This window comes from Streptomyces sp. NPDC025651 (assembly GCF_055558735.1).
In genome coordinates this window covers 207,555-227,387 of the sequence record NZ_JBVHLZ010000013.1, presented here as the reverse complement: position 1 = coordinate 227,387, position 19,833 = coordinate 207,555, and the positions used below count along the sequence as shown (strand labels likewise).

Genomic DNA, 19,833 nt, shown 5'->3' with positions numbered 1-19,833 from the left:
ACCCCCTCACCAGCCACGCTTCACCGGTCTTGACCAATGCGGATGAAATCCCGGTCAACTCGTTATTTCCGCAGGCCACATGGGGTTCACCTGCCGTTGACGCGCGCAGACTGCCGCTGGTAGACACACACATCAACCAGCTGACGTCCCTTGATCACCCAACGTGCAAACAGCGTTCAACCAGCCATCCCTGCGCGAGCGATGACGCGAGGTCACCGACCCATGGACACACAAGATCAGCACGGCAGAGCAGCAGCATCACCCTCACCGGCAGCAACACGGAAGACCGTGGCCCGGCCCCTTTGCCGACACCGTCGGCGCCTCGTGCTCGCCGGCGGGGCCGCCGCCGCGTTCACTCTTACGGCCGGTCTCGCCACGCCGCTCAACCCGGCCCCGCAGCAGGCCGAGGCCAAGGCCGACGGCAAGAAGGTGCTCACCGTCGCCGTGGCGCAGAGCGTCGACTCGCTCAGCCCGTTCCTCGCCCAGCGGCTGCTCAGCACCAGCATCCACCGCCTCACGTACGAGTACCTGACGAACTACGACGCGAAGGACAACCACGCGATCCCCGGCTTCGCCACCAAGTGGGAGTCCTCCGCCGACAAGCTGACCTGGACGTACACCATCCGGGGCGACTCCAAGTGGTCGGACGGGAAGAAGGCGACCGCCGAGGACGCGGCGTGGACGTTCAACAAGGTGATGTCCAAGGAGGGCACCGCCACCGCGAACTCCAACTTCGTCACCAACTTCAAGAAGGTGACCGCGCCCAGCCCCACCAAGCTGGTCATCGAGCTGAAGAAGCCGCAGGCGACCATGGCCGCCCTCGACGTGCCGATCGTCCCCAAGCACATCTGGGAGAAGGTCGACGACATCTCGAAGTTCAACAACGACAAGGACTTCCCCGTCGTCGGCAACGGCCCGTTCGTCCTGACGGACTACAAGGTCGACCAGTACGTGAGGCTCAAGGCCAACAAGGACTTCTGGCGCGGCCCCGCGAAGTTCGACGAGCTGGTCTTCAAGACGTACAAGGATCAGGACGCCGCCGTCTCCGCCCTCAGGAAGGGCGAGGTCTCCTTCGTCGCCGGGCAGCCCGCCCTCACTCCCGCTCAGGCCGATTCCCTGAAGAACGAGGAGAACATCAAGGTCAACGAGGGGCCGGGGCGGCGCTTCTTCGCGCTCGCCACCAACCCCGGCGCCAAGACCCGCGACGGCGAGAAGTTCGGCGACGGGCACCCGGCGCTCCTCGACAAGAAGGTCCGCCAGGCGCTCTTCCTCTCCGTCGACCGCGAGGCGCTCGTCGACAAGGTCTTCCAGGGACACGCGGTGGAAGGCGCGGGCTACATTCCGCCGCGCTTCTCCGACTACGCCTGGAAGCCCTCCGCCGACCAGGAGCTGGCGTACGCCCCGAAGAAGGCCGCCCAGCTCCTCGACGAAGCGGGCTACAAGGAGAACAGCGACGGCAAGCGCGTCGGCAAGGACGGCAAGCCGCTGAAGTTCCGCATCCTGTGCCACGCCACCGACCCCAACGACAAGGCCGTGGGAAAGTACCTCAAGGAGTGGTGGGGCGACCTCGGGATCGGGCTCGACGTCAACTGCCTCGACGACGTCTCCGTGCCCTGGTACGCCGGCGAGTACGACCTCGCCTTCGACGGCTGGTCCGTCAACCCGGACCCGGACTTCGTGCTCGGCATCCACACCTGCGCCGCGCTGCCGGAGAAGGCCAAGGAGAGCGCGGCCACCGACAACTTCATCTGCGACAAGAAGTTCGACGACCTCTACGACAAGCAGCTCGCCGAGTACGACCCCGACAAGCGCGCCGGGATCGTCAAGGAGATGCAGTCGTGGCTGTACGACTCGGGCTACATGAACGTCCTCGCGTACCCGAACGCCGTCGAGGCCTACCGCACCGACCAGATCAAGTCCATCACCACCATGCCGACCGCCGCGGGCAACATCTACGGCCAGGACGGATATTGGAGCTGGTGGTCGGCCGTTCCCGCGGATGGGAAGAGTTCCTCCAAGGACGGCAGCTCGACCGGTGTCATCATCGGTATCGCCGCTGCCGCGGTGGTGCTCGTGGGCGGCGGAGCCCTGTTCGCCCTGCGCCGCCGTTCGACCGCAGAGGACCGCGAGTAACGCATGACCGCTGACAGCAATCCCGCACTGCTCGACACCGAGGGCCCCCTGGGCCCCGGGGCCGACGGCGACCCGGCGAAGGCCGGGGCGCCGTCGGCCCGCGGGCCGCGGGCCCGCAACACCCGCGCCTATCTCCTCTATGTGGCGGGCAAACTCGGCGGCGCGATCGTGTCGCTGTTCGCCGTGCTCGTCACCAGCTTCTTCCTGTTCCGGCTCATCCCCGGCGACCCCGTCAAGCAGATGACGGGCGGCAAGCGGGTCTCGGCCGAGCAACTGGCCGCGATGCGCAAGGAGTTCGGGCTGGACAAGCCGGTCATGGCCCAGTTCTGGGACTACACCGGCAACGTCCTGAGCGGCGACTTCGGCACGTCGTACCAGTTCCACGCCCCCGTGATGGAGAAGATCACGGAGGCGCTGCCCGCGACGCTGCTCCTCACCGGAACGGCGTACGTCCTCTACACGCTCATCGGCATCTGGCTGGGCACACGCACCGCCTGGCGCAACGGCAGGTTCGGCGACCGCTTCAACACCGGTCTCGCGCTGACCCTGTACTCGGTGCCGTCGTTCTGGCTCGGTCTGCTGCTGATCATCACCTTCGCGGTGGGGATCGGGCCGATTCCCGGGATGTTCCCGACCGGTGGTCTGGAGTCGGGCGGCGAGACCGGGTTCGCGTACGTCGTCGACGTCGCGCACCACATGGTGCTCCCCGTCGTCACGCTGGTCGCCGTCGGGTACGCGCAGACCCTGCTCGTCATGCGGTCCTCGCTGCTCGACGAGATGGGCAGCGACTATCTGACGACCGCGCGCGCCAAGGGGCTGCGCGACGATCTCGTACGGCGTCGGCACGCCGTCCCGAACGCGATGCTGCCGACCGTGACGCTGATGTTCGTCAACCTCGGCACGGTGGTCGCGGGCGCGATCCTCGTCGAGACCGTCTTCTCCTGGCCGGGCCTCGGCGGGCTCTTCTACCAGGCGCTGAGCGTGCCCGATCTGCCGCTGGTCCAAGGGCTCTTCTTCGTCTTCTCCACCGCGGTGATCCTGATGAACACCCTGGCCGACGTGATCTATCCGCTGCTCGACCCCCGGGTGGGCCGATGACGACCGAATCCGCACCGACCACCGCCGCGGCGAGCGCGAAGAGCGCGCGGTCCCTCGCCTGGACGCGCCGCCGGCACTCCGCGGCCCGCTTCTGGCGCGAGTACCGCACGCACCGCGCCGGGCTCTTCGGGCTCGCCGCCCTCGTCCTGATCGCGCTCGCCGCGATCTTCGCGCCGCTGCTCGTCGGCTCGGACGCGCAGAGCGTGACCGAAGCGCCGGGCAGGCCGATGGAGTCGCCGAGCGGTGAGTTCCCGCTGGGCACCGACCAGTTCGGGCGCGATCTGCTCGGCCTGCTGGTGTGGGGCGCGCGCATCTCGCTGTCCGTGGGGCTGCTCGCCGCCGTCCTCTCGGTGGCCATCGGCACCCTCGTGGGCATCACGGCAGGGCACTTCAAGGGCTGGTACGCCACCGTCATCATGCGCGTCACCGACTGGTTCCTGGTGATGCCGACGCTGGTCCTCGCCATCGCCCTCGCGTCCGTGATGTCCCGCTCCATCTGGACGATCATCCTGGCGATCGGCGTGACGACCTGGCCCACGACGGCCCGCCTGGTCCGCGCGCAGACCCTCGCCGTGGAGTCCCGTCCGTACATCGAACGGGCCCAGGCGCTCGGCGGCGGCCACGGCCACATCATGGCGCGGCACGTGCTGCCGAACGTCATGCCGCTCGTCCTCGCGCAGACCACGCTGGTGATCTCCGGCGCCATCCTCACCGAGGCGACGCTCGCCTTCCTCGGTCTCGGCGACCCGACGAGCGTCTCGTGGGGCGGCCTGCTGCAGGACGCGCGTGAGGCGGGCGCGGTCAGTGCCGGGCACTGGTGGTACCTCGCCCCGCCCGGGCTCGCCATCGCGATCGTGGCGCTGGCGTTCACGCTGTGCGGCCGCGCCGTGGAATCCGTGCTCAACCCCAGGCTGGGGGCCTCCCGTTGACCAAGTCCCACGAGTCGACCACGTCCCAGGAGTCGAGCGGCCTGCGCCTGCTCGACGTCAGGAACCTCGAAGTGACGTACGCGAACGGCGCCGCCGCCGTACGAGGCGTGAACCTCTCCGTCGACGCGGGCCAGAAGCTCGGCGTCGCCGGCGAGTCCGGCTGCGGCAAGTCCACGCTCGCCCTCGCCCTGCTGCGCCTGCTTCCCGCGGGCACGAAGGTGTCCGGCGAGATCCTGCTCGACGGCGAGGACGTCCTCACCATGAAGTGGGGGCGGGTCCGCGCGGTGCGCTGGGCGGGCGCGTCGATCGTCTTCCAGGGCGCGATGCACTCGCTGAACGCCGTGCACCGCATCGGCGACCAGATCGCCGAGCCGATCCTGCTGCACAAGAAGGCGACGCAGGCGGGCGCGGAGAAGAAGGTGGGCGAGCTCCTCGAACACGTGGGCCTGCCCGCCGCTCGCGCGGCCGCGTATCCGCACGAGCTCTCCGGCGGCCAGCGCCAGCGGGTCATGATCGCGATGGCCCTTGCCTGCGACCCGCGCCTGATCATCGCGGACGAGCCGACCACCGCACTCGACGTGATGATCCAGGCCCAGATCCTGCGCCTGATCGAGCAGTTGGTGGCCGAGCAGGACCTCGGCCTGATGATGATCAGCCACGACCTCGCGGTGCTCTCCGACACCTGCGACCGGCTCGCGGTCATGTACGCGGGCCGCGTCGTCGAGGAGGGCCCGGCCACCGAGGTCTACGAGAACGCCCGGCACCCCTACGGCAAGGCGCTCTCCGCGGCCTTCCCGCGGATCGGCGACGCGGCGTCCCGGTTCGCGCCACGCGGCCTGCCGGGCGACCCGCCCGACCCGTCCGCGCTGCCCACGGGCTGTACGTTCCATCCGCGCTGCCCGGTCGCCCTGGACGTCTGCGACACGGAGGACCAGGCCCTGCGGGACGCGGGACCGCAGCACCGCGCGGCGTGCGTCCACGCGGGCGCGCCGCTCCCCGCGCAGCCCACCTCCGCGCCCCCGGCGGCGGAGCGCACGCCGTGACCGAGAGCCCCCGTGAAGAGGAACCGCGCATGACCACCGAGGAACCGCGCACGACGGCCCAGGAACCGCGCACGCCGACCCGGGAGGCAGGCGGCCCCCTGCTGTCCGCCGCCGACCTGCACATCGCCTTCCCCGGCCGCCGTGGGGCGGCGACCGCGCGGGCCGTGGACGGCGTCGACCTCGACATCAAGGGCGGCGAGATCGTCGCCCTGGTCGGCGAGTCGGGGTGCGGCAAGACGACACTGGCGCGTTCGCTGCTCGGGCTCGTGCCGCCGACGTCCGGCAAGGTGACGTTCGGCGGGAAGCCGCTCGACTACGCGGGCCGCGCCCTCAAGGCGTACCGCAAGCGGGTCCAGCTGGTCCTGCAGGACCCCAGCGGCTCCCTGAACCCCCGGCACACGGTGTACGACGCCGTGGCGGAAGGGCTCCGCATCCACGGGTACGGGGGCGACGAGCGGGCCGCGGTCGCCGAGGCCCTCTCCAGGGCGGGGCTTCGCCCGCCGGAGCGCTTCTTCCTGCGCTACCCGCACGAGCTCTCCGGCGGCCAGCGCCAGCGCGTGGTCATCGCGGGCGCGCTGGTCCTGGAGCCCGAACTCATCGTCGCCGACGAGCCGGTGGCCTCGCTCGACGCGTCCGTACGCGGCGAGATCCTCGCCCTGCTGCTGCGCCTGCGGGACGAACTCGGCCTGTCCGCGCTGGTGGTGACGCACGATCTGGGCCTGGCGTGGAACATCGCGGACCGGGTGGCGGTGATGTACCTGGGCCGGATCGTCGAGACCGGCACGGTGGAGGAGGTCCTGACGGCTCCTCGACATCCGTACACCCAGGCCCTGCTGTCGGTGCTGCCGGAGGCGCCGGGGTCGCCGGTGGTCCTCACGGGGGAGCCGCCGGACCCGTCGCGGATCCCGGGCGGGTGCCGGTTCCATGCGCGCTGCCAGGTGCTTGCCTCTGGGGAGGCGGAGCGGGTGGGGGTCGCGAACCGCTGCCGCGAGGAGGACCTTGCGGTCCTCTCCGGGGGCGGTGAGACGCAGGTGGCGTGCCATTGGGCGGCGGCGCGTTAGCGTCTGCCGGGTTCGGTTTATGGGCGACCGCAGGCCGGTGGGGGCTTGTCGCGCAGTTCCCCGCGCCCCTTAGGGGCGCGGGGAACTGCGCGAGCGACCACGACGCACCCGCGGCCGCGTACGGAACAGAGCCCCCGACGGCGACTAGGCCTCCGCCGCCTCGACCAGCTCCCGGGACTTCTTCACGTCGTCCGCCATGGCGACGAGCAAGTCGTCGATCGAGTCGAACTTGGCCATCCCCCGCACGAACGCCAGGAAGTCCACGGCCACGTGCAACCCGTACAGGTCAAGACCGACGCGGTCGATCGCGTACGCCTCGACGGTCCGCGCGGTCCCGTCGAATGTCGGATTCGTGCCGACGGAGATCGCCGCGGGCATGGCCTCGCCCTCGACCTGCAGCCACCCGGCGTAGACACCGTCGGCGGGGATCGCGGTGTGCGGCAGTGTCTCCACGTTGGCGGTGGGGAAGCCCAGCTCCCGCCCGCGCTGGGCGCCGCGCACGACGACGCCCTCGACGCGGTGCGGACGGCCGAGGATCTCCGCGGCACCGGTCACGTCGCCCTCGGCGACCAGGCGCCGGGTCAGGGTGGAGGAGAAGGGCTCGCCGCCGCCGGCCTCACCGCTGACGTAGAGGTCGATGACGTCGACCTCGTAGTCGTACGTACGACCGAGCTCGGCAAGGAAGTCGACGTTGCCCGCGGCCTTGTGGCCGAAGCGGAAGTTGGGGCCCTCGACGACCACGCGCGCGTGCAGCTTGTCGACGAGGACCTTCACCACGAAGTCGGCGGGCGACAGCTTCGAGAACTCGGTGGTGAAGGGGAGGATCAGGACCGCGTCGACGCCGAGCTCGGCCATCAGCTCGGCGCGGCGGTGGTGCGGGGCGAGCAGCGGCGGGTGGCTGCCGGGGCGCACGACCTCGCTCGGGTGGGGGTCGAAGGTGACGACCACGGCGGGCACGCCGAGCTCGCGCGCCCGCTCCACGGCACGCCCGATGATCAGCTGGTGACCGCGGTGCACACCGTCGTAGGAACCGATGGTGACGACGCTGCGCCCCCAGTCCTGGGGGATGTCCTCCAAGCCACGCCAGCGCTGCACTTCTTCGCTCCTCGCCGAACCCGTATACGTCACGTACGTCTGTACGTTCCCCTTGCCGATATCGCAGGACTAAGACTGCCATGCCGACGGGTCCCCGCTCGCATCGGAGGGGGTGGCGGGGGTCACTCCAGGCACTCCCGGCTAGGCGGGGACCCGCATGCCGCCCGCGAGGGCCTCGATCGTGCGGCGGGCGCTGGGGCCGACCAGCGCGGCCCACTCCTGCGGGGCGCCGTCCAGCCAGCCGGCGACGAGCGCGGCGAAGCCCGGCCGGGCGCGGGCCAGTTCGACCAGGCACCGGTCGAAGCGGGACGCGCCCTCCGGAGTGCGCACGAGCAGCAGCCCGACGCGGTGCACGCGCTCTCGGGTGCAGGCCTCGCCGCACTCCCGCGCGGCGTCCGCCACGGACCGCAGGACGCTCTCCAGGACGGCCGCGTCGCGCTCCTGGCTGAGCAGTACGTCGAGCAGCTCGCCCCGCAGCGCGCGCGACGCGGCGGTACCGGGGGCCGCGAGCACGGGCGCGAGGGCGGCCCGCACCCGCGCGGGACGGCTGTGCAGCAGCCCGGCCACCAGGGGGTAGAGGACGGCGCGCACACCGGGGCCGTGTTCGAGCCGCCGGTCGACGTACGCGGCGGCGGGGCCTGCCGCTTCGGGGCGGGCCTCCAGGAGGTCGTGCACAAGAGTGGCCACGCGGCGCGCGAGGGCGGGCGTGGTCACGTCGGCGAGGCCGCACAGGATGTCGCAGGCGCCCGCCCCCGGGTCGTGCAGCCTGGCCCGGAAGGCGGCGAGCACCGGCTCGGGGTGGGTGGTCAGGGCGGCGGCGAGCGCGCTCGCGGGCAGCTGCGGGTCGCCCGCGGCGAAGCGGCGCAGGGCGTGGTGCAGGTGGCGGGAGCGGGTCTGCGGGTCGCGGACGAGCAGGGCGAGGGCGGCGCCGTGCAGGGTGTCGTCGGCGGGGCGGGCGAGCAGCGCGAAGGCGGCGTACCGCAGGAGCTCGCGGTCGGCCTCGGTGGTGGCGTGCGGGGCGGCCCGCACGCCGTACGCGGCGGCTGCCACGCGGCGCCCCGGGCGCTCGTCGTGGGCCCAGCGGTCGACGGCGCGGCAGATGGCGGAGGGCTCGTCCTCGGCGAGCGCGGCGAGCAGTTCGTCGGCGCGGGCGTGGGCGCAGTCGACCAGGGCCTCGGTGAGGTCGTCGATGGCGCGGTGCCGGTGGGTGTGCAGGAGCGCCTGCGCGGCGGAGGCGACGGTGGCGTCGGGGGCGGAGTCCAGCGGCCGCTCGTCGGTGAACCAGCGGGCCAGGTGCGGCTGCACGGCCGCGGGGTCGGCGGCGAGCAGCTCGGCCACCGCGTCGAGGCAGCGGTCTCCCGTCCCCGGCGGTCCGTCGTGCGCGACGAGGCGCCGCAGCAGCGCGAACCGCTCGGCCTCCCCCAGCGGCAGCCGCAGCCAGAACGCGGTCCCGAACTCCCCTCGCTCGGCGAGCGGTTCGAGCACCGCGAGGTACGGGGTCGCGTCGGGCACGCGCAGGAGCACCTCGCCCAGCAGCCGCGAGGCCCACCACACGGCATCCGGCACACCGGGCTCCGGGCCCCGCCCTCCGCCGCCCACGGCCGCCGCCTCCGGGCCCCGCTCGCCCGCCGCACGACTGCGGACACCGGCGTCCGCTTCCGCGGCACCGCCGCAGCCACCGCCGGGCGCCCCCGGCCTTCCCGCCGCCGCGAGATCCGTCAGGGCGTCCATCAACTCCCCGAGGCGTGCGGCCAGTTCGGCCGCGCCGCGCTGGCGCCCCAGCAACAGCAGGGCCTGGATCACCGGGCCGATGCGGTGGCGGGGCACCGGCAGGGGCCGGCCGGTCTCCGCGGCGGGGCGGCGTCGGCGCTGTTCGGGGACCGCGGGGGCCCGGGACGCGTCGCGGTACCGGTGGACCAGCGTGGCCAGCGCGCCGTCCACGTCCAGGTGCATGCCCTGGATCCAGTCGGCCAGCTCCTCGTGCGCGAAGCGGTAGCCCGCCCCGGCCGGGACGAGCAGCCCTTCGGTGAGCACGGCCGACGCCCACCCCGTGCAGCGGTGGAACTCCCTGCCTCCGCGCTGCGCCGACAGCGCGCCCCATGGGAACACCGCTTCGAAGGAGGCCCGGTCCAGCTCGCCCTGTCCTGGCCCGAGACACCGCCGCGCGGCCTCGTGGACCTGCCCGGACACCTTCGCCGCCAGGCGCCGTACGGCATTCCCGCGCAGCCCGTTCGCCGCGGCGAGCCGCACCGCGACGCGCAGGCAGAGCAGGTCCAGATAGGCGGCGAAGACCTCCTCGCGGCCCGGTGTGCCCGGCGGCGGCGCGTCCGGCCGTGCGGCGCGCACCTCGCAGAGCAGCCGCATCGCCAGCGGATGACGGGCGTCGGCATCGGCGAGCGCGGCGTCCGGAATCTCGTACCGCCCACGGGCCCTGCGCGCCTGCGGCTCCGGCAGATCTCCGAGGCGTACGCAGCCGGGGAGCCCCGCCGCGGCGTCCGTGCCGTGCAGCGAGGCCGCGTCGAAGTACGCCCCGGCCTGCTCCCAGTACTCGGAGCGGCAGGCCACGACGAGCCGCGTCCCGGTGCCCCGCAGCCACTGGTCGGTGCCGCGGCTCCACTCCGCGAGGCGGTGCGCGAGCACGGGAGGCATCTCCTCGGGCCCGTCGAGCAGCAACAGCAACGGCCGCCCCGCCCTCCGCACGACCCGCGCCACCCGGCCCGCCGAGATGTCCCCGAGGTCCCGCCCCTCCAGCGCCGCTTCGGATGGCAAGGAACCCGACTCCGCTTCCCCTGACGCCGATGCCGAAGCCGACGCCGACGCCGACGCCGACGCCGACGCCGCAAGGATCCGCCCCGCCCGGTCCAACGCCCGCTCCACCGCGTCGGCCACGGAGGCGTCCGTGGCCCACAGGTCGGCGCCGCGCAGCCACAGCGTCGGGGCGGGCGCGGCACCCCTGGCCCGCCGCGCGGCGAGCGCCGCCAGCTCCGTCGTCCGTCCCGTGCCGGGGTCTCCGACCAGGGCGAGCACCCGCGCGGGCCCCGCGGTGAAGGCGTCGAACTCCCTTGCCGCATCGGGCCGTTCGACCGGCTCGACCGGCTCGCGCGACTCGGCGCACGGCCCGTCGGAGCCGGTCGAGGTGGCCGTGAGGTGCAGGGCACCCGCGAGGTTGAGGTCCGCGCCGTACGCGGGAACGGTCGCCCCATTGCGCGCGAGGAGCTCCGCGAGCGGCCCGTCCGGATCGGCGGCCGCCGCATCCCGCAGCGGCACCGCGTAACCGGCGGGGCGGTACGCGAAGGGGGCCTCCTGCTCCTCAGGGGCGGGGCCGAGGCTCTGGGGCAGCAGCGCGGTGCCGAGGACGGCGATGACGGCGCCGGACGAGGCGTCCACGACGGGACCGCCCGCCGCCCCGCCGCCGAGCCGCAGCGCGTCGGCGCCGTCCGTGCCGATCGCCAGCTCCAGGGCGGCGCCCACCAGATGGAAGCGGTCCGTCGCCGTGTACGTCACCGGGGACGCGCCGAGGACGCGGGCCTCGCGCCAGCCGCGCGCGGCGATGCGCACATAGGCGCCGGTCGCCACCGAGTCCCGTTCCGTGATGGGCAGGGGGCGCAGGCCGAGCCCTTCGGTGCGGACGAGGGCGAGATCGGTGCCGGGCAGTGCCACCACGGCCTCGGCGGGCACCACGCAGGTGCGCTCGCCGGGGGCGTGCAGGACGATGCGGGCCAGGCCGTCGACCGCTTCGTGGCTGGTGACGACCGTGCCGAGCTCGTCGGCGGCGAATCCCGTGCCCCTCGGGCGCCCCGCCAGGTCGCATATCCGCACCAGGGCCCGGTCGAGCACCGTGGGGCCGCTCCGCTCCCCCGTGTCCCCGGTGCCCCTGGCCCGCGGGCCCCGTCCCGACATGCTCGAACCTCCCCGCCCGCCCGTCTCCCACCACCACCCTCAACGGAAGGGCTTCGCCCTCGCCCTCTTTTCCAACCCGTCCCTTCGACCGTAGGTCTGCGGTGATCAGCGGGACAGAACGCGGTGCGAACGCGCCCCCTTCCGCTCCCTCGGTTCACTCCGAGCGCCTGCTCGAAGGGGTGAATCGGCGCGGGGGGATGGATACACCTTTGAGTGGGGGGATCGTGGAGCGGCGGACCTGGGTCCGCCGCTCCACGACGGGCGTCACGCGAAGACGGCCAGGCTCTTGGCCTTGCCCCTCGACTCCTCCGCGAGGACCAGGAAGCGGCCCTCCGGGTCGAAGACGGCGACGGCGCCCCGGCCCGCGTACTCCTCGGGCATGTCGATCCGTACGCCGTTGAGGAGCAGCTTGCCGCGCTTCTCGTCCACGTCCCAGCGCGGGAAGGCCCGGCCCGCCGCCTCGGCCACGGGCATCACGGTCAGCTCCTCCTGGAGCTGGTCGAGCGTCCTGGCCGAGTCCAGCTTGTAGGGGCCGACGCGGGTGCGGCGCAGCGCGGTCAGATGACCGCCGACGCCCAGGTCCGCGCCGAGGTCGCGGGCGAGCGCCCTGATGTACGTGCCCGAGGAGCAGACGACCGAGACGACCAGGTCGAGGACGGGCGTGCCGTCCTCGGCCACGGCGTCGCGGACGTCGTACACGGTGAAGGCGGAGATCGTCACGGGCCGGGCCGGGATCTCGAAGTCCTCGCCCTTGCGGGCGCGCGCGTACGAACGCTTGCCGTCGATCTTGATCGCGCTGACCTTCGACGGCACCTGCATGATGTCGCCGGAGAGCTTGGCGATGCCCGCGTCGATCGCCGCACGGGTGATCTTCGAGGCGTCGGCGGACGAGGTGATCTCGCCCTCGGCGTCGTCCGTGAGCGTGTTCTGCCCGAGACGGATCGTGCCGAGGTACTCCTTCTCGGTCAGCGCCAGGTGGCCGAGAAGCTTGGTGGCGCGCTCCACGCCGAGCACGAGGACACCCGTCGCCATGGGGTCGAGGGTGCCCGCGTGACCGACGCGGCGGGTCTTGGCGATCCCGCGCATCTTGGCCACCACGTCGTGCGAAGTGAAGCCGGACGGCTTGTCGACGATGACAAGGCCGTCCGGCGTTGTGGTGCTGCTCTTGCTCATGCGCGGGCGTCGCCGTCCGTCTCGTTCGAGTCTTCGTCGTCCTCGGGCTTCTTGTACGGGTCCGCGTCGCCCGCGAACTCGGCGCCGGCGGAGACCTCCCGCACCTTGGCGTCCGAGAGCCGTGCCTTGTCGAGCAGGTCCTCGATGGCCCGCGCGTTGTCCGGCAGGGCGTCGGCGACGAAGGCCAGCGTCGGGGTGAACTTCACGCCCGCGGCCTGGCCGACCGCCGAACGGAGGACGCCCTTGGCGCTCTCCAGGCCCGCGGCCGCGGCCGCGCGGTCCTCGTCGTCGCCGTAGACCGTGTAGAAGACCGTGGCCTCCCGCAGGTCACCGGTCACCCGGGTGTCCGTGATCGTCACGTGCGTCCCGAGGCGCGGGTCCTTGATCCCGCGCTGCAGCTTCTGAGCAACCACCTCTCGGATGAGGTCCGCCAGCCTTTTCGCCCGCGCGTTGTCGGCCACTGCTCCGTCTCCCTTATCCCCGGGCATTCCCTGGGCTTGTCTTGCCTTGTTCAATCGTCGTCGCCGTGCAGCCGCCGCCGGACCGACAGCAGCTCCACTTCGGGCCGGGCGGCGACGAGGCGCTCGCACCGGTCCAGTACGTCCGTGAGATGGCCCGCGTCACCGGACACCGCCGCGAGGCCGATCTCGGCCCTCCGGTGCAGGTTCTGACCGCCCACTTCCGCCGCGCTCACCGCGTATTTTCGCTGGAGTTCGGCGACGATCGGACGGACGACGGAGCGTTTCTCCTTCAGCGAATGTACGTCGCCGAGGAGCAGATCGAAGGACAGAGTCCCCACATACATGTGTGTCCGGATGTCCCGCCGGTACGGGGTCGAGGCCCCGCCAACCGCTTGGCAGGGACACAAGAACCGTACACGGAACGGCCGGGGCCGATCGACGGGATTTTCCCCGCCGACCGGCCCCGACACTGACCGCGCAGTTCAGACTGCCGTGAAGCAGTCGATCAGCCGCGCGGCTTCTCGCGCATCTCGTACGTCGCGATGACGTCGTCGACCTTGATGTCGTTGAAGTTGCCGAGGTTGATACCGCCCTCGAAGCCTTCGCGGATCTCGGTGACGTCGTCCTTGAAGCGGCGCAGGCCCTCGATGTTGAGGTTCTCCGCGATGACCTTGCCGTCGCGCAGCAGGCGGGCCTTGGTGTTGCGCTTGACCTCGCCGGAGCGGATGAGCACACCCGCGATGTTGCCGAGCTTGGACGAGCGGAAGACCTCGCGGATCTCCGCGGTGCCGAGCTCGACCTCCTCGTACTCCGGCTTGAGCATGCCCTTGAGGGCCGCCTCGATCTCCTCGATGGCCTGGTAGATCACCGAGTAGTAGCGGACGTCGACGCCCTCGCGCTCCGCCATCTGCGCGGCACGACCGGCCGCACGGACGTTGAAGCCGATGACGATGGCGTCGGAGCCCATCGCCAGGTCGATGTCCGACTCGGTGACCGCACCCACACCGCGGTGCAGGACGCGGATGTCGACCTCTTCGCCGACGTCCAGCTGGAGCAGGGAGGACTCAAGAGCCTCGACGGAACCGGAAGCGTCACCCTTGATGATGAGGTTGAGCTGCTGGATCTCGCCGGCCTTGAGCACCTTGTCCAGGTCCTCGAGCGAGACACGGCGCACGCGCTTGGCGAACGCGGCGTTGCGCTCACGGGCGGCACGCTTCTCGGCGATCTGACGGGCCGTACGGTCCTCGTCGACGACCAGGAAGTTGTCGCCGGCGCCCGGGACGTTGGTGAGACCGAGGACGAGGACCGGGGTCGAGGGACCCGCCTCTTCCACGTTCTCGCCCTTGTCGTCGAGCATCGCGCGGACGCGGCCGTAGGCGTCACCGGCGACCATCGTGTCGCCGACGCGGAGGGTACCGCGCTGGACGAGGACGGTCGCGACGGCGCCGCGGCCCTTGTCGAGGTGGGCCTCGATGGCAATACCCTGCGCGTCCTGCTCCGGGTTGGCCCGCAGGTCGAGCGAGGCGTCCGCGGTCAGGACCACGGCCTCGAGCAGCTGCTCGATGTTCTGGCCCTGGCGGGCGGAGATGTCGACGAACATCGTGTCGCCGCCGTACTCCTCGGCCACCAGACCGAACTCGGTGAGCTGACCGCGCACCTTGGTCGGGTCGGCACCCTCGACGTCGATCTTGTTGACCGCGACCACGATCGGCACGTCGGCCGCCTTGGCGTGGTTCAGCGCCTCGATCGTCTGCGGCATCACACCGTCGTTGGCCGCGACCACGAGGATCGCGATGTCGGTGGACTTCGCACCACGGGCACGCATGGCGGTGAACGCCTCGTGACCGGGGGTGTCGATGAAGGTGATGGCGCGCTCTTCGCCGTTCACCTCGGTCGCGACCTGGTAGGCACCGATGTGCTGGGTGATGCCACCGGCCTCGCCCGCGACGACGTTCGTCTTGCGAATGGCGTCGAGGAGTCGGGTCTTTCCGTGGTCGACGTGACCCATGACGGTCACTACCGGCGGACGGGCGATGAGGGCCTCTTCGCCGCCCTCGTCCTCGCCGAACTCGATGTCGAAGGACTCGAGCAGCTCACGGTCCTCCTCCTCGGGGCTGACGATCTGAACCTGGTAGTTCATCTCGTCGCCGAGGAGCTGCAGCGTCTCGTCGGAGACGGACTGCGTGGCCGTGACCATCTCGCCGAGGTTCATCATGACCGCGACGAGCGACGCCGGGTTGGCGTTGATCTTCTCCGCGAAGTCGGTGAGGGAAGCACCGCGCGACAGGCGAACGGTCTCGCCGTTGCCGCGAGGCAGCATCACGCCGCCGACCGACGGGGCCTGCATGGCCTCGTACTCCTGGCGCCTCTGCCGCTTCGACTTGCGACCGCGACGCGCGGGCCCGCCCGGACGGCCGAAGGCGCCCTGCGTGCCACCGCGGCCACCCGGACCACCGGGACGGCCACCGAAGCCGGGACGACCGCCGAAGCCGCCGCCGCCACCGGGACGACCGGCACCGCCGCCGCCACCGGGACCGCCGGGACGGCCGGCGAAGCCGCCGCCACCGCCACCGGGACGACCCGCGAAGCCGCCGCCACCGGGACGACCGCCGCCGCCCGGACGACCGCCGCCGCCGGGACCGCGGCCACCGCCGGGGCCACCACCGGGACGCGGGCCCGCAGCGGGACGCTGCGGCATCATGCCCGGGTTCGGACGGTTGCCGCCGGGGCCGCCGCCGGGACGCGGGGCCTGCGGACGAGGCATGCCGCCCGGGGTCGGACGGGCGCCGCCCTGACCCTGCGGACGGGGAGCGCCACCGGGGCCGCCCTGACCGCCCTGCGGGCGCGGGGCGCCACCGGGGCCGCCCTGGCCGCCGGGACGCGGGGCACCGCCCGGACGGGGCGCCTGCGGGCGCGCCATGCCGGTGGAGCCACCAGAGGTGAAGGGGTTGTTGCCCGGACGCGGACCCGCGGGACGGGCACCGCCGGGACGGGGGGCACCCTGGCCACCGGGGCGCGGGGCACCGCCCTGACGGTCACCACGACCGCCCTGGCCCTGACCGCCCTGACCCTGGCCGGGGGCCGGACGGCCACCGGGCTTCGGGGCACCCGGGCGGGCGCCCGGACGGGGGGCCTGCGGCGCCGCGGGAGCGGCGGGCGCGGCCGGCGGAGCGGTGAACTCCGGGGCGGACGGCGCCGGGGACGCCGGGGCCGGCTTGGGCGCGGGCGGCTTGGGGCCGGGCGTCGGGCGCGGACCGGGGGTCGCCGGGGCCGCGGGCTTCTCGGCCGCGGCGGGCTTGGGCGCCGGCGGCTTCGGGGCAGCCGGGCCCGGACGCGCGGCCTGCGCGGGAGAGGGTGCCGACGGGGTCGCCGGCTTGGGGGCGGCCTGCTTGCGCGGCGCGCCGGGCTTGGCGGCGGACTTGCCGTTGCCACCGCCCTGGTTCAATGCGTCAGTCAGTTTGCGTACTACCGGCGCCTCGATCGTCGAGGACGCCGAACGTACGAATTCACCGAGTTCTTGGAGCTTGGCCATGACGACCTTGCTCTCTACGCCGAACTCCTTGGCGAGCTCGTATACCCGGACCTTAGCCACTTCGCTCCTTTTAGGTCCGGGTTACGCCGGACCGTCGCTACTTCATGGGCGTACTCATCGCGTGCTCATCGAGTGCTCATCGCAATCTCGACCTACTTCCAACTCGCGGGGTACCAGGGCCGCACGGGGTTCCGTGCAACCACGTCTTTCGCTGTTGCCTACTGGGCAACTGTCTCGACAGCCCGGCGCAACGCCTCCGTGTCGAGCGATCCCTGGGCTCGAAAGGCCCGTGGGAACGCACGGCGGCGGACCGCCAGGTCTAGACAGACCAGGGCGGGGTGTACATACGCACCCCGGCCGGGCAGCGTACCGCTTGGATCGGGGGCGCAGGCGCCCTCTTTCGCCACGATGCGCAGCAGATCGCTCTTGGCCGCTCGCTCCCGGCACCCCACACAGGTGCGCTCAGGGCATGCGCGGGCATGCGTCCGGCCAGACACGTTTAAGTCTACCTCCCCGCACCGACCTCACCCCTTTGGGGCAAGAATCGAACGGCTACTCGCCACATACTGTCGTGATCCAAGCCATGGCCGCCCGGAATTTATTCCCGGCGGCCACGGCGCGACCGCCGTGCTACTGGTCGGCGGGCTGCTCGGTGTCGGGCCTGATGTCGATGCGCCAGCCCGTGAGCCGCGCGGCCAGGCGGGCGTTCTGCCCCTCCTTGCCGATCGCGAGCGAGAGCTGGTAGTCCGGGACGGTCACCCGGGCCGAGCGGGCGGCGAGGTCGACGATCTCGACCTTGCTGACGCGGGCCGGGGAGAGCGCGTGGGCGACCATGTCCGCCGGGTCGTCCGACCAGTCGACGATGTCGATCTTCTCGCCGTTGAGCTCGGCCATGACGTTGCGCACGCGGCTGCCCATCGGGCCGATGCAGGCGCCCTTGGCGTTCAGGCCCGAGCGGGTCGAGCGGACCGCGATCTTGGTGCGGTGGCCGGCCTCGCGGGCGATGGCCGAGATCTCGACGGAACCGTCGGCGATCTCCGGGACCTCCAGCGCGAAGAGCTTCTTCACCAGGTTCGGGTGCGTGCGCGACAGCGTCACGGACGGGCCGCGAACACCCTTGGCCACCCGGACGACGTAGCTGCGAAGGCGCAGCCCGTGGGGGTACTCCTCGCCCGGCACCTGCTCCTGCACGGGCAGGATCGCTTCCAGCTTGCCGATGTCGACCAGCACGTTCTTCGGGTCGCGGCCCTGCTGGACCACGCCGGTGACGATGTCGCCCTCGCGCCCGGCGTACTCGCCGAGGGTGGCGTCGTCCTCGGCGTCGCGCAGGCGCTGCAGGATGACCTGCTTCGCCGTCGTCGCGGCGATGCGGCCGAAGTCGGACGGGGTGTCGTCGAACTCCTTGGGCTCCTGGCCCTCTTCGAGGTCGGCCGGGTCCTCCGTCGCCCACACCGTCACGTGGCCGCTCTCGCGGTCCAGCTTCACGCGTGCGCGGCGGAAGCTGCCGTCGGTGCGGTGATAGGCGATGAGGAGGGCCGACTCGATCGCCTCGACGAGGAGGTCGAGGGAGATCTCCTTCTCCCGGACCAAACCCCGCAGGGCACTCATGTCGATGTCCACGGCTACGCCTCCTCTTCCTTCTTGTCCTTGCGGTTGAACTCGACCTGGACGCGCGCCTTGGCGATCTCGTCGAAGGCGATGCGGCGCGCGGTGGGCTTGCGGCCCTTCACGCCGGGCACCTCGAGGTCGAGCCCTTCGTCGTCCACGGTGAGGATGCGGGCGGTCAGTTCGCCGCCCTCGGTCAGCTGGAACTTGACGAGACGGTCGACGGCGCGCACGTAGTGGCGGTGCTCGCTCAGGGCGCGCTCGGCGCCGGGTGAGCCGACCTCCAGGTCGTACTCCCCCTCGCCCATGACGTCGGTGTCGTCGAGCTTCGCGGAGAGCACACGGCTCACGTCCGCGATCTGGTCCAGGTCCACGCCGTTCTCGGAGTCGATGACGACTCGCAGCACTCGCTTGCGTCCGACCGAGGCCACTTCGATCTCTTCGAGATCCAGGTCCTGGGAGGTGACGAGCGGTTCCAGTAGTTGCCGCAGCCTCTCGCTCTGGGTGGTGCTCATCCGGGTGACTCCTCGGCCGCGTGTGCTGTTGTGGGATCGTCGCGTGTCAGGTCAAAGGGTATCCGGTCCGGAGGGGTGTTGCCGCCCACGGGCGGGGCGGTACGGGGCTCCGGTCCGAGCCGCTCGCGGGGAGCGGGACGGTCCGAAGGTACGGTGATCACCGGGCCCGCGCCCACCGATCTTCCTTCCTGTTCCTTTCTCGTTCACGCCTTTTGGCCTTCCTTACGAGGATGTCTGCCGTGCCGCCGTATCTCACCGCCTCGCGGTCCCGTCCGGGACCGCGCCGAAGGAGCCTGTTCGCCGGGGCCGCCGGCGTCGCGTCGGCCGCGCTGCTCGCGGGCTGCACGGACTCCGCCGACTCCGACGAACGCCCGTCCGCCACCCGGCGCCTGCGGGCGAAGGCCGCCAAGGACAGCAGGGAGCTCCTCGGGCGCTACGACGCCGTGCTCGCGGCGCACCCCTCCCTCGCCGACCGGCTCCGGCCGCTGCGGGAGGAGGTGGCGCGGCACGCCGAGGCGTTCAGGGACGGCAGTCCCTCGCCGTCCCCCACCGCGTCGTCCTCGTCCTCGGCGGCCCCCTCGGCCGCGCCGTCCCCGGCGGTGCCCGCGAAGGAGAAGGACGCCCTGCGCGACCTCGCGGAGGCCGAGCGCGCGCTGTCCGACCGCAGGGGCGAGGCCCTGCTCGACGCCCCGGCCGAGCAGGCCAGGCTGCTCGCCTCGGTGGCCGCCGCGGGGGCGGCCCACGCGTATCTGCTGACGGAGGGCGACAAGTGAGCGGCTCGACGGACGGTTCCAAGAACGGCTCCAAGGACGAGGAACTGAAGGCCGTGCAGGCCGCCCTGGGCGCCGAGCACGCTGCCGTGTACGGCTACGGCGTCGTCGGCGGCCGGATCGGCGACAAGCGCAGGGCCGAGGCCCGCACGGCGTACGACGCGCACCGCGCCCGGCGCGACGAACTGCAGCGCGCGGTCCGCGACCTGGGCGGCGAACCGCAGCCCGCCGACGCGGCCTACGCCCTGCCCTTCCCCGTGCCGGACTCCGCGGCGGCCGAGCGGCTCGCCACGGAGCTGGAGGACCGGGTCGCGGGCGTCTACTCCGATCTCGTACGCGCCTCGTCGGGCACCCGGCGGGGCAGCGCGGCCGCCGCCCTGCGCGAGGCGGCGGTCCGGGCGGCGCGGTGGCGGGGCGGGAGCGTAGCCTTCCCTGGGCTCGCCGAGCGGTCCGCCGCGTCCGGCTCGTCGGCGCCGGCGACGCCCAAGGCGTAACCGTCAGGACGTTCAGGAAGGAAC

Annotated in this window: 16 protein-coding genes; 7 read left to right on the top strand and 9 right to left on the bottom strand. The window is 72.3% G+C overall.

Features of this window, described 5'->3' with window-relative positions; genetic code table 11:
- Positions 1 to 222: 222 nt before the first annotated feature.
- Genes ACZ4D5_RS36725 through ACZ4D5_RS36705 form a run of 5 tightly spaced genes read left to right on the top strand, consistent with a single transcriptional unit; the run spans position 223 to position 6,264 of the window.
- A complete protein-coding gene (locus ACZ4D5_RS36725; protein WP_467776809.1) occupies positions 223 to 2,133 on the top strand; it encodes an ABC transporter substrate-binding protein in 1,911 nt (636 codons plus the stop codon).
- A 3-nt stretch (positions 2,134 to 2,136) separates the two neighbouring features.
- Complete coding sequence (locus ACZ4D5_RS36720; protein WP_467776808.1) at positions 2,137 to 3,231, top strand: ABC transporter permease; 1,095 nt, start codon at positions 2,137 to 2,139, stop codon at positions 3,229 to 3,231.
- Positions 3,228 to 4,160 (top strand): ABC transporter permease, encoded by a 933-nt coding sequence (locus ACZ4D5_RS36715; protein WP_467776807.1) that lies wholly within the window; start codon positions 3,228 to 3,230, stop codon positions 4,158 to 4,160. The genes ACZ4D5_RS36720 and ACZ4D5_RS36715 overlap by 4 nt, the downstream gene beginning before the upstream one ends.
- A gap of 41 nt (positions 4,161 to 4,201) precedes the next feature.
- The gene (locus tag ACZ4D5_RS36710; protein ID WP_467776826.1) at positions 4,202 to 5,203 is read left to right on the top strand and encodes an ABC transporter ATP-binding protein; all 1,002 of its coding nucleotides are present in this window, start codon (positions 4,202 to 4,204) and stop codon (positions 5,201 to 5,203) included.
- A gap of 29 nt (positions 5,204 to 5,232) precedes the next feature.
- Positions 5,233 to 6,264, top strand: a complete 1,032-nt coding sequence (locus tag ACZ4D5_RS36705) for an ABC transporter ATP-binding protein (RefSeq protein ID WP_467776806.1) — start codon at positions 5,233 to 5,235, stop codon at positions 6,262 to 6,264.
- 144 nt (positions 6,265 to 6,408) lie between these two features.
- Here ACZ4D5_RS36705 and ACZ4D5_RS36700 read toward each other — a convergent pair whose 3' ends face one another.
- From ACZ4D5_RS36700 to rimP, 9 genes are all read right to left on the bottom strand, one after another.
- A complete protein-coding gene (locus ACZ4D5_RS36700; RefSeq protein WP_467776805.1) occupies positions 6,409 to 7,359 on the bottom strand; it encodes a bifunctional riboflavin kinase/FAD synthetase in 951 nt (316 codons plus the stop codon).
- Between the two features lie 141 nt (positions 7,360 to 7,500).
- A complete protein-coding gene (locus ACZ4D5_RS36695; RefSeq protein ID WP_467776804.1) occupies positions 7,501 to 11,259 on the bottom strand; it encodes a trypsin-like peptidase domain-containing protein in 3,759 nt (1,252 codons plus the stop codon).
- 264 nt (positions 11,260 to 11,523) lie between these two features.
- Positions 11,524 to 12,432, bottom strand: coding sequence for a tRNA pseudouridine(55) synthase TruB (gene truB / locus ACZ4D5_RS36690; protein WP_467776803.1), 909 nt, complete (start codon positions 12,430 to 12,432; stop codon positions 11,524 to 11,526).
- Positions 12,429 to 12,893: a 30S ribosome-binding factor RbfA gene (gene rbfA, locus ACZ4D5_RS36685; protein WP_467776802.1), complete on the bottom strand. Its 465-nt coding sequence runs from the start codon at positions 12,891 to 12,893 to the stop codon at positions 12,429 to 12,431. The genes truB and rbfA overlap by 4 nt, the downstream gene beginning before the upstream one ends.
- A gap of 50 nt (positions 12,894 to 12,943) precedes the next feature.
- On the bottom strand, positions 12,944 to 13,237 hold the full coding sequence (locus tag ACZ4D5_RS36680; RefSeq protein ID WP_055701494.1) for a DUF503 domain-containing protein: 294 nt from the start codon (positions 13,235 to 13,237) through the stop codon (positions 12,944 to 12,946).
- A gap of 161 nt (positions 13,238 to 13,398) precedes the next feature.
- On the bottom strand, positions 13,399 to 16,485 hold the full coding sequence (gene infB, locus ACZ4D5_RS36675) for a translation initiation factor IF-2 (RefSeq protein ID WP_467776801.1): 3,087 nt from the start codon (positions 16,483 to 16,485) through the stop codon (positions 13,399 to 13,401).
- Between the two features lie 158 nt (positions 16,486 to 16,643).
- Positions 16,644 to 16,922: a YlxR family protein gene (locus ACZ4D5_RS36670; RefSeq protein ID WP_467776800.1), complete on the bottom strand. Its 279-nt coding sequence runs from the start codon at positions 16,920 to 16,922 to the stop codon at positions 16,644 to 16,646.
- 133 nt (positions 16,923 to 17,055) lie between these two features.
- The gene (gene nusA / locus ACZ4D5_RS36665; protein ID WP_467776799.1) at positions 17,056 to 18,045 is read right to left on the bottom strand and encodes a transcription termination factor NusA; all 990 of its coding nucleotides are present in this window, start codon (positions 18,043 to 18,045) and stop codon (positions 17,056 to 17,058) included.
- 2 nt (positions 18,046 to 18,047) lie between these two features.
- Positions 18,048 to 18,545: a ribosome maturation factor RimP gene (rimP, locus tag ACZ4D5_RS36660; RefSeq protein ID WP_467776798.1), complete on the bottom strand. Its 498-nt coding sequence runs from the start codon at positions 18,543 to 18,545 to the stop codon at positions 18,048 to 18,050.
- A gap of 230 nt (positions 18,546 to 18,775) precedes the next feature.
- On the opposite strand from rimP, the gene ACZ4D5_RS36655 reads away from it, so the two are divergent.
- Both ACZ4D5_RS36655 and ACZ4D5_RS36650 read left to right on the top strand, forming a co-directional pair.
- Positions 18,776 to 19,318 carry a hypothetical protein gene (locus ACZ4D5_RS36655; RefSeq protein ID WP_467776797.1) on the top strand — a complete coding sequence of 181 codons (543 nt, stop codon included), beginning with the start codon at positions 18,776 to 18,778 and terminating at the stop codon, positions 19,316 to 19,318.
- Positions 19,315 to 19,809: a ferritin-like domain-containing protein gene (locus tag ACZ4D5_RS36650; RefSeq protein ID WP_467776796.1), complete on the top strand. Its 495-nt coding sequence runs from the start codon at positions 19,315 to 19,317 to the stop codon at positions 19,807 to 19,809. The genes ACZ4D5_RS36655 and ACZ4D5_RS36650 overlap by 4 nt, the downstream gene beginning before the upstream one ends.
- The last annotated feature ends 24 nt before the right edge of the window (positions 19,810 to 19,833 follow it).

What these genes read in the sequence shown, in the direction of transcription:
- ACZ4D5_RS36725 (WP_467776809.1), top strand. Translation starts at nt 223, where the DNA reads ATGGACACACAAGATCAGCACGGCAGAGCAGCAGCATCACCCTCACCG.
- ACZ4D5_RS36715 (WP_467776807.1), top strand. Translation starts at nt 3,228, where the DNA reads ATGACGACCGAATCCGCACCGACCACCGCCGCGGCGAGCGCGAAGAGC.
- ACZ4D5_RS36695 (WP_467776804.1), bottom strand. Translation starts at nt 11,259, where the DNA reads ATGTCGGGACGGGGCCCGCGGGCCAGGGGCACCGGGGACACGGGGGAG.
- ACZ4D5_RS36680 (WP_055701494.1), bottom strand. Translation starts at nt 13,237, where the DNA reads ATGTATGTGGGGACTCTGTCCTTCGATCTGCTCCTCGGCGACGTACAT.
- rimP (WP_467776798.1), bottom strand. Translation starts at nt 18,545, where the DNA reads ATGAGCACCACCCAGAGCGAGAGGCTGCGGCAACTACTGGAACCGCTC.
- ACZ4D5_RS36720 (WP_467776808.1), top strand. Translation starts at nt 2,137, where the DNA reads ATGACCGCTGACAGCAATCCCGCACTGCTCGACACCGAGGGCCCCCTG.
- truB (WP_467776803.1), bottom strand. Translation starts at nt 12,432, where the DNA reads ATGAGCAAGAGCAGCACCACAACGCCGGACGGCCTTGTCATCGTCGAC.
- ACZ4D5_RS36705 (WP_467776806.1), top strand. Translation starts at nt 5,233, where the DNA reads ATGACCACCGAGGAACCGCGCACGACGGCCCAGGAACCGCGCACGCCG.
- ACZ4D5_RS36655 (WP_467776797.1), top strand. Translation starts at nt 18,776, where the DNA reads ATGTCTGCCGTGCCGCCGTATCTCACCGCCTCGCGGTCCCGTCCGGGA.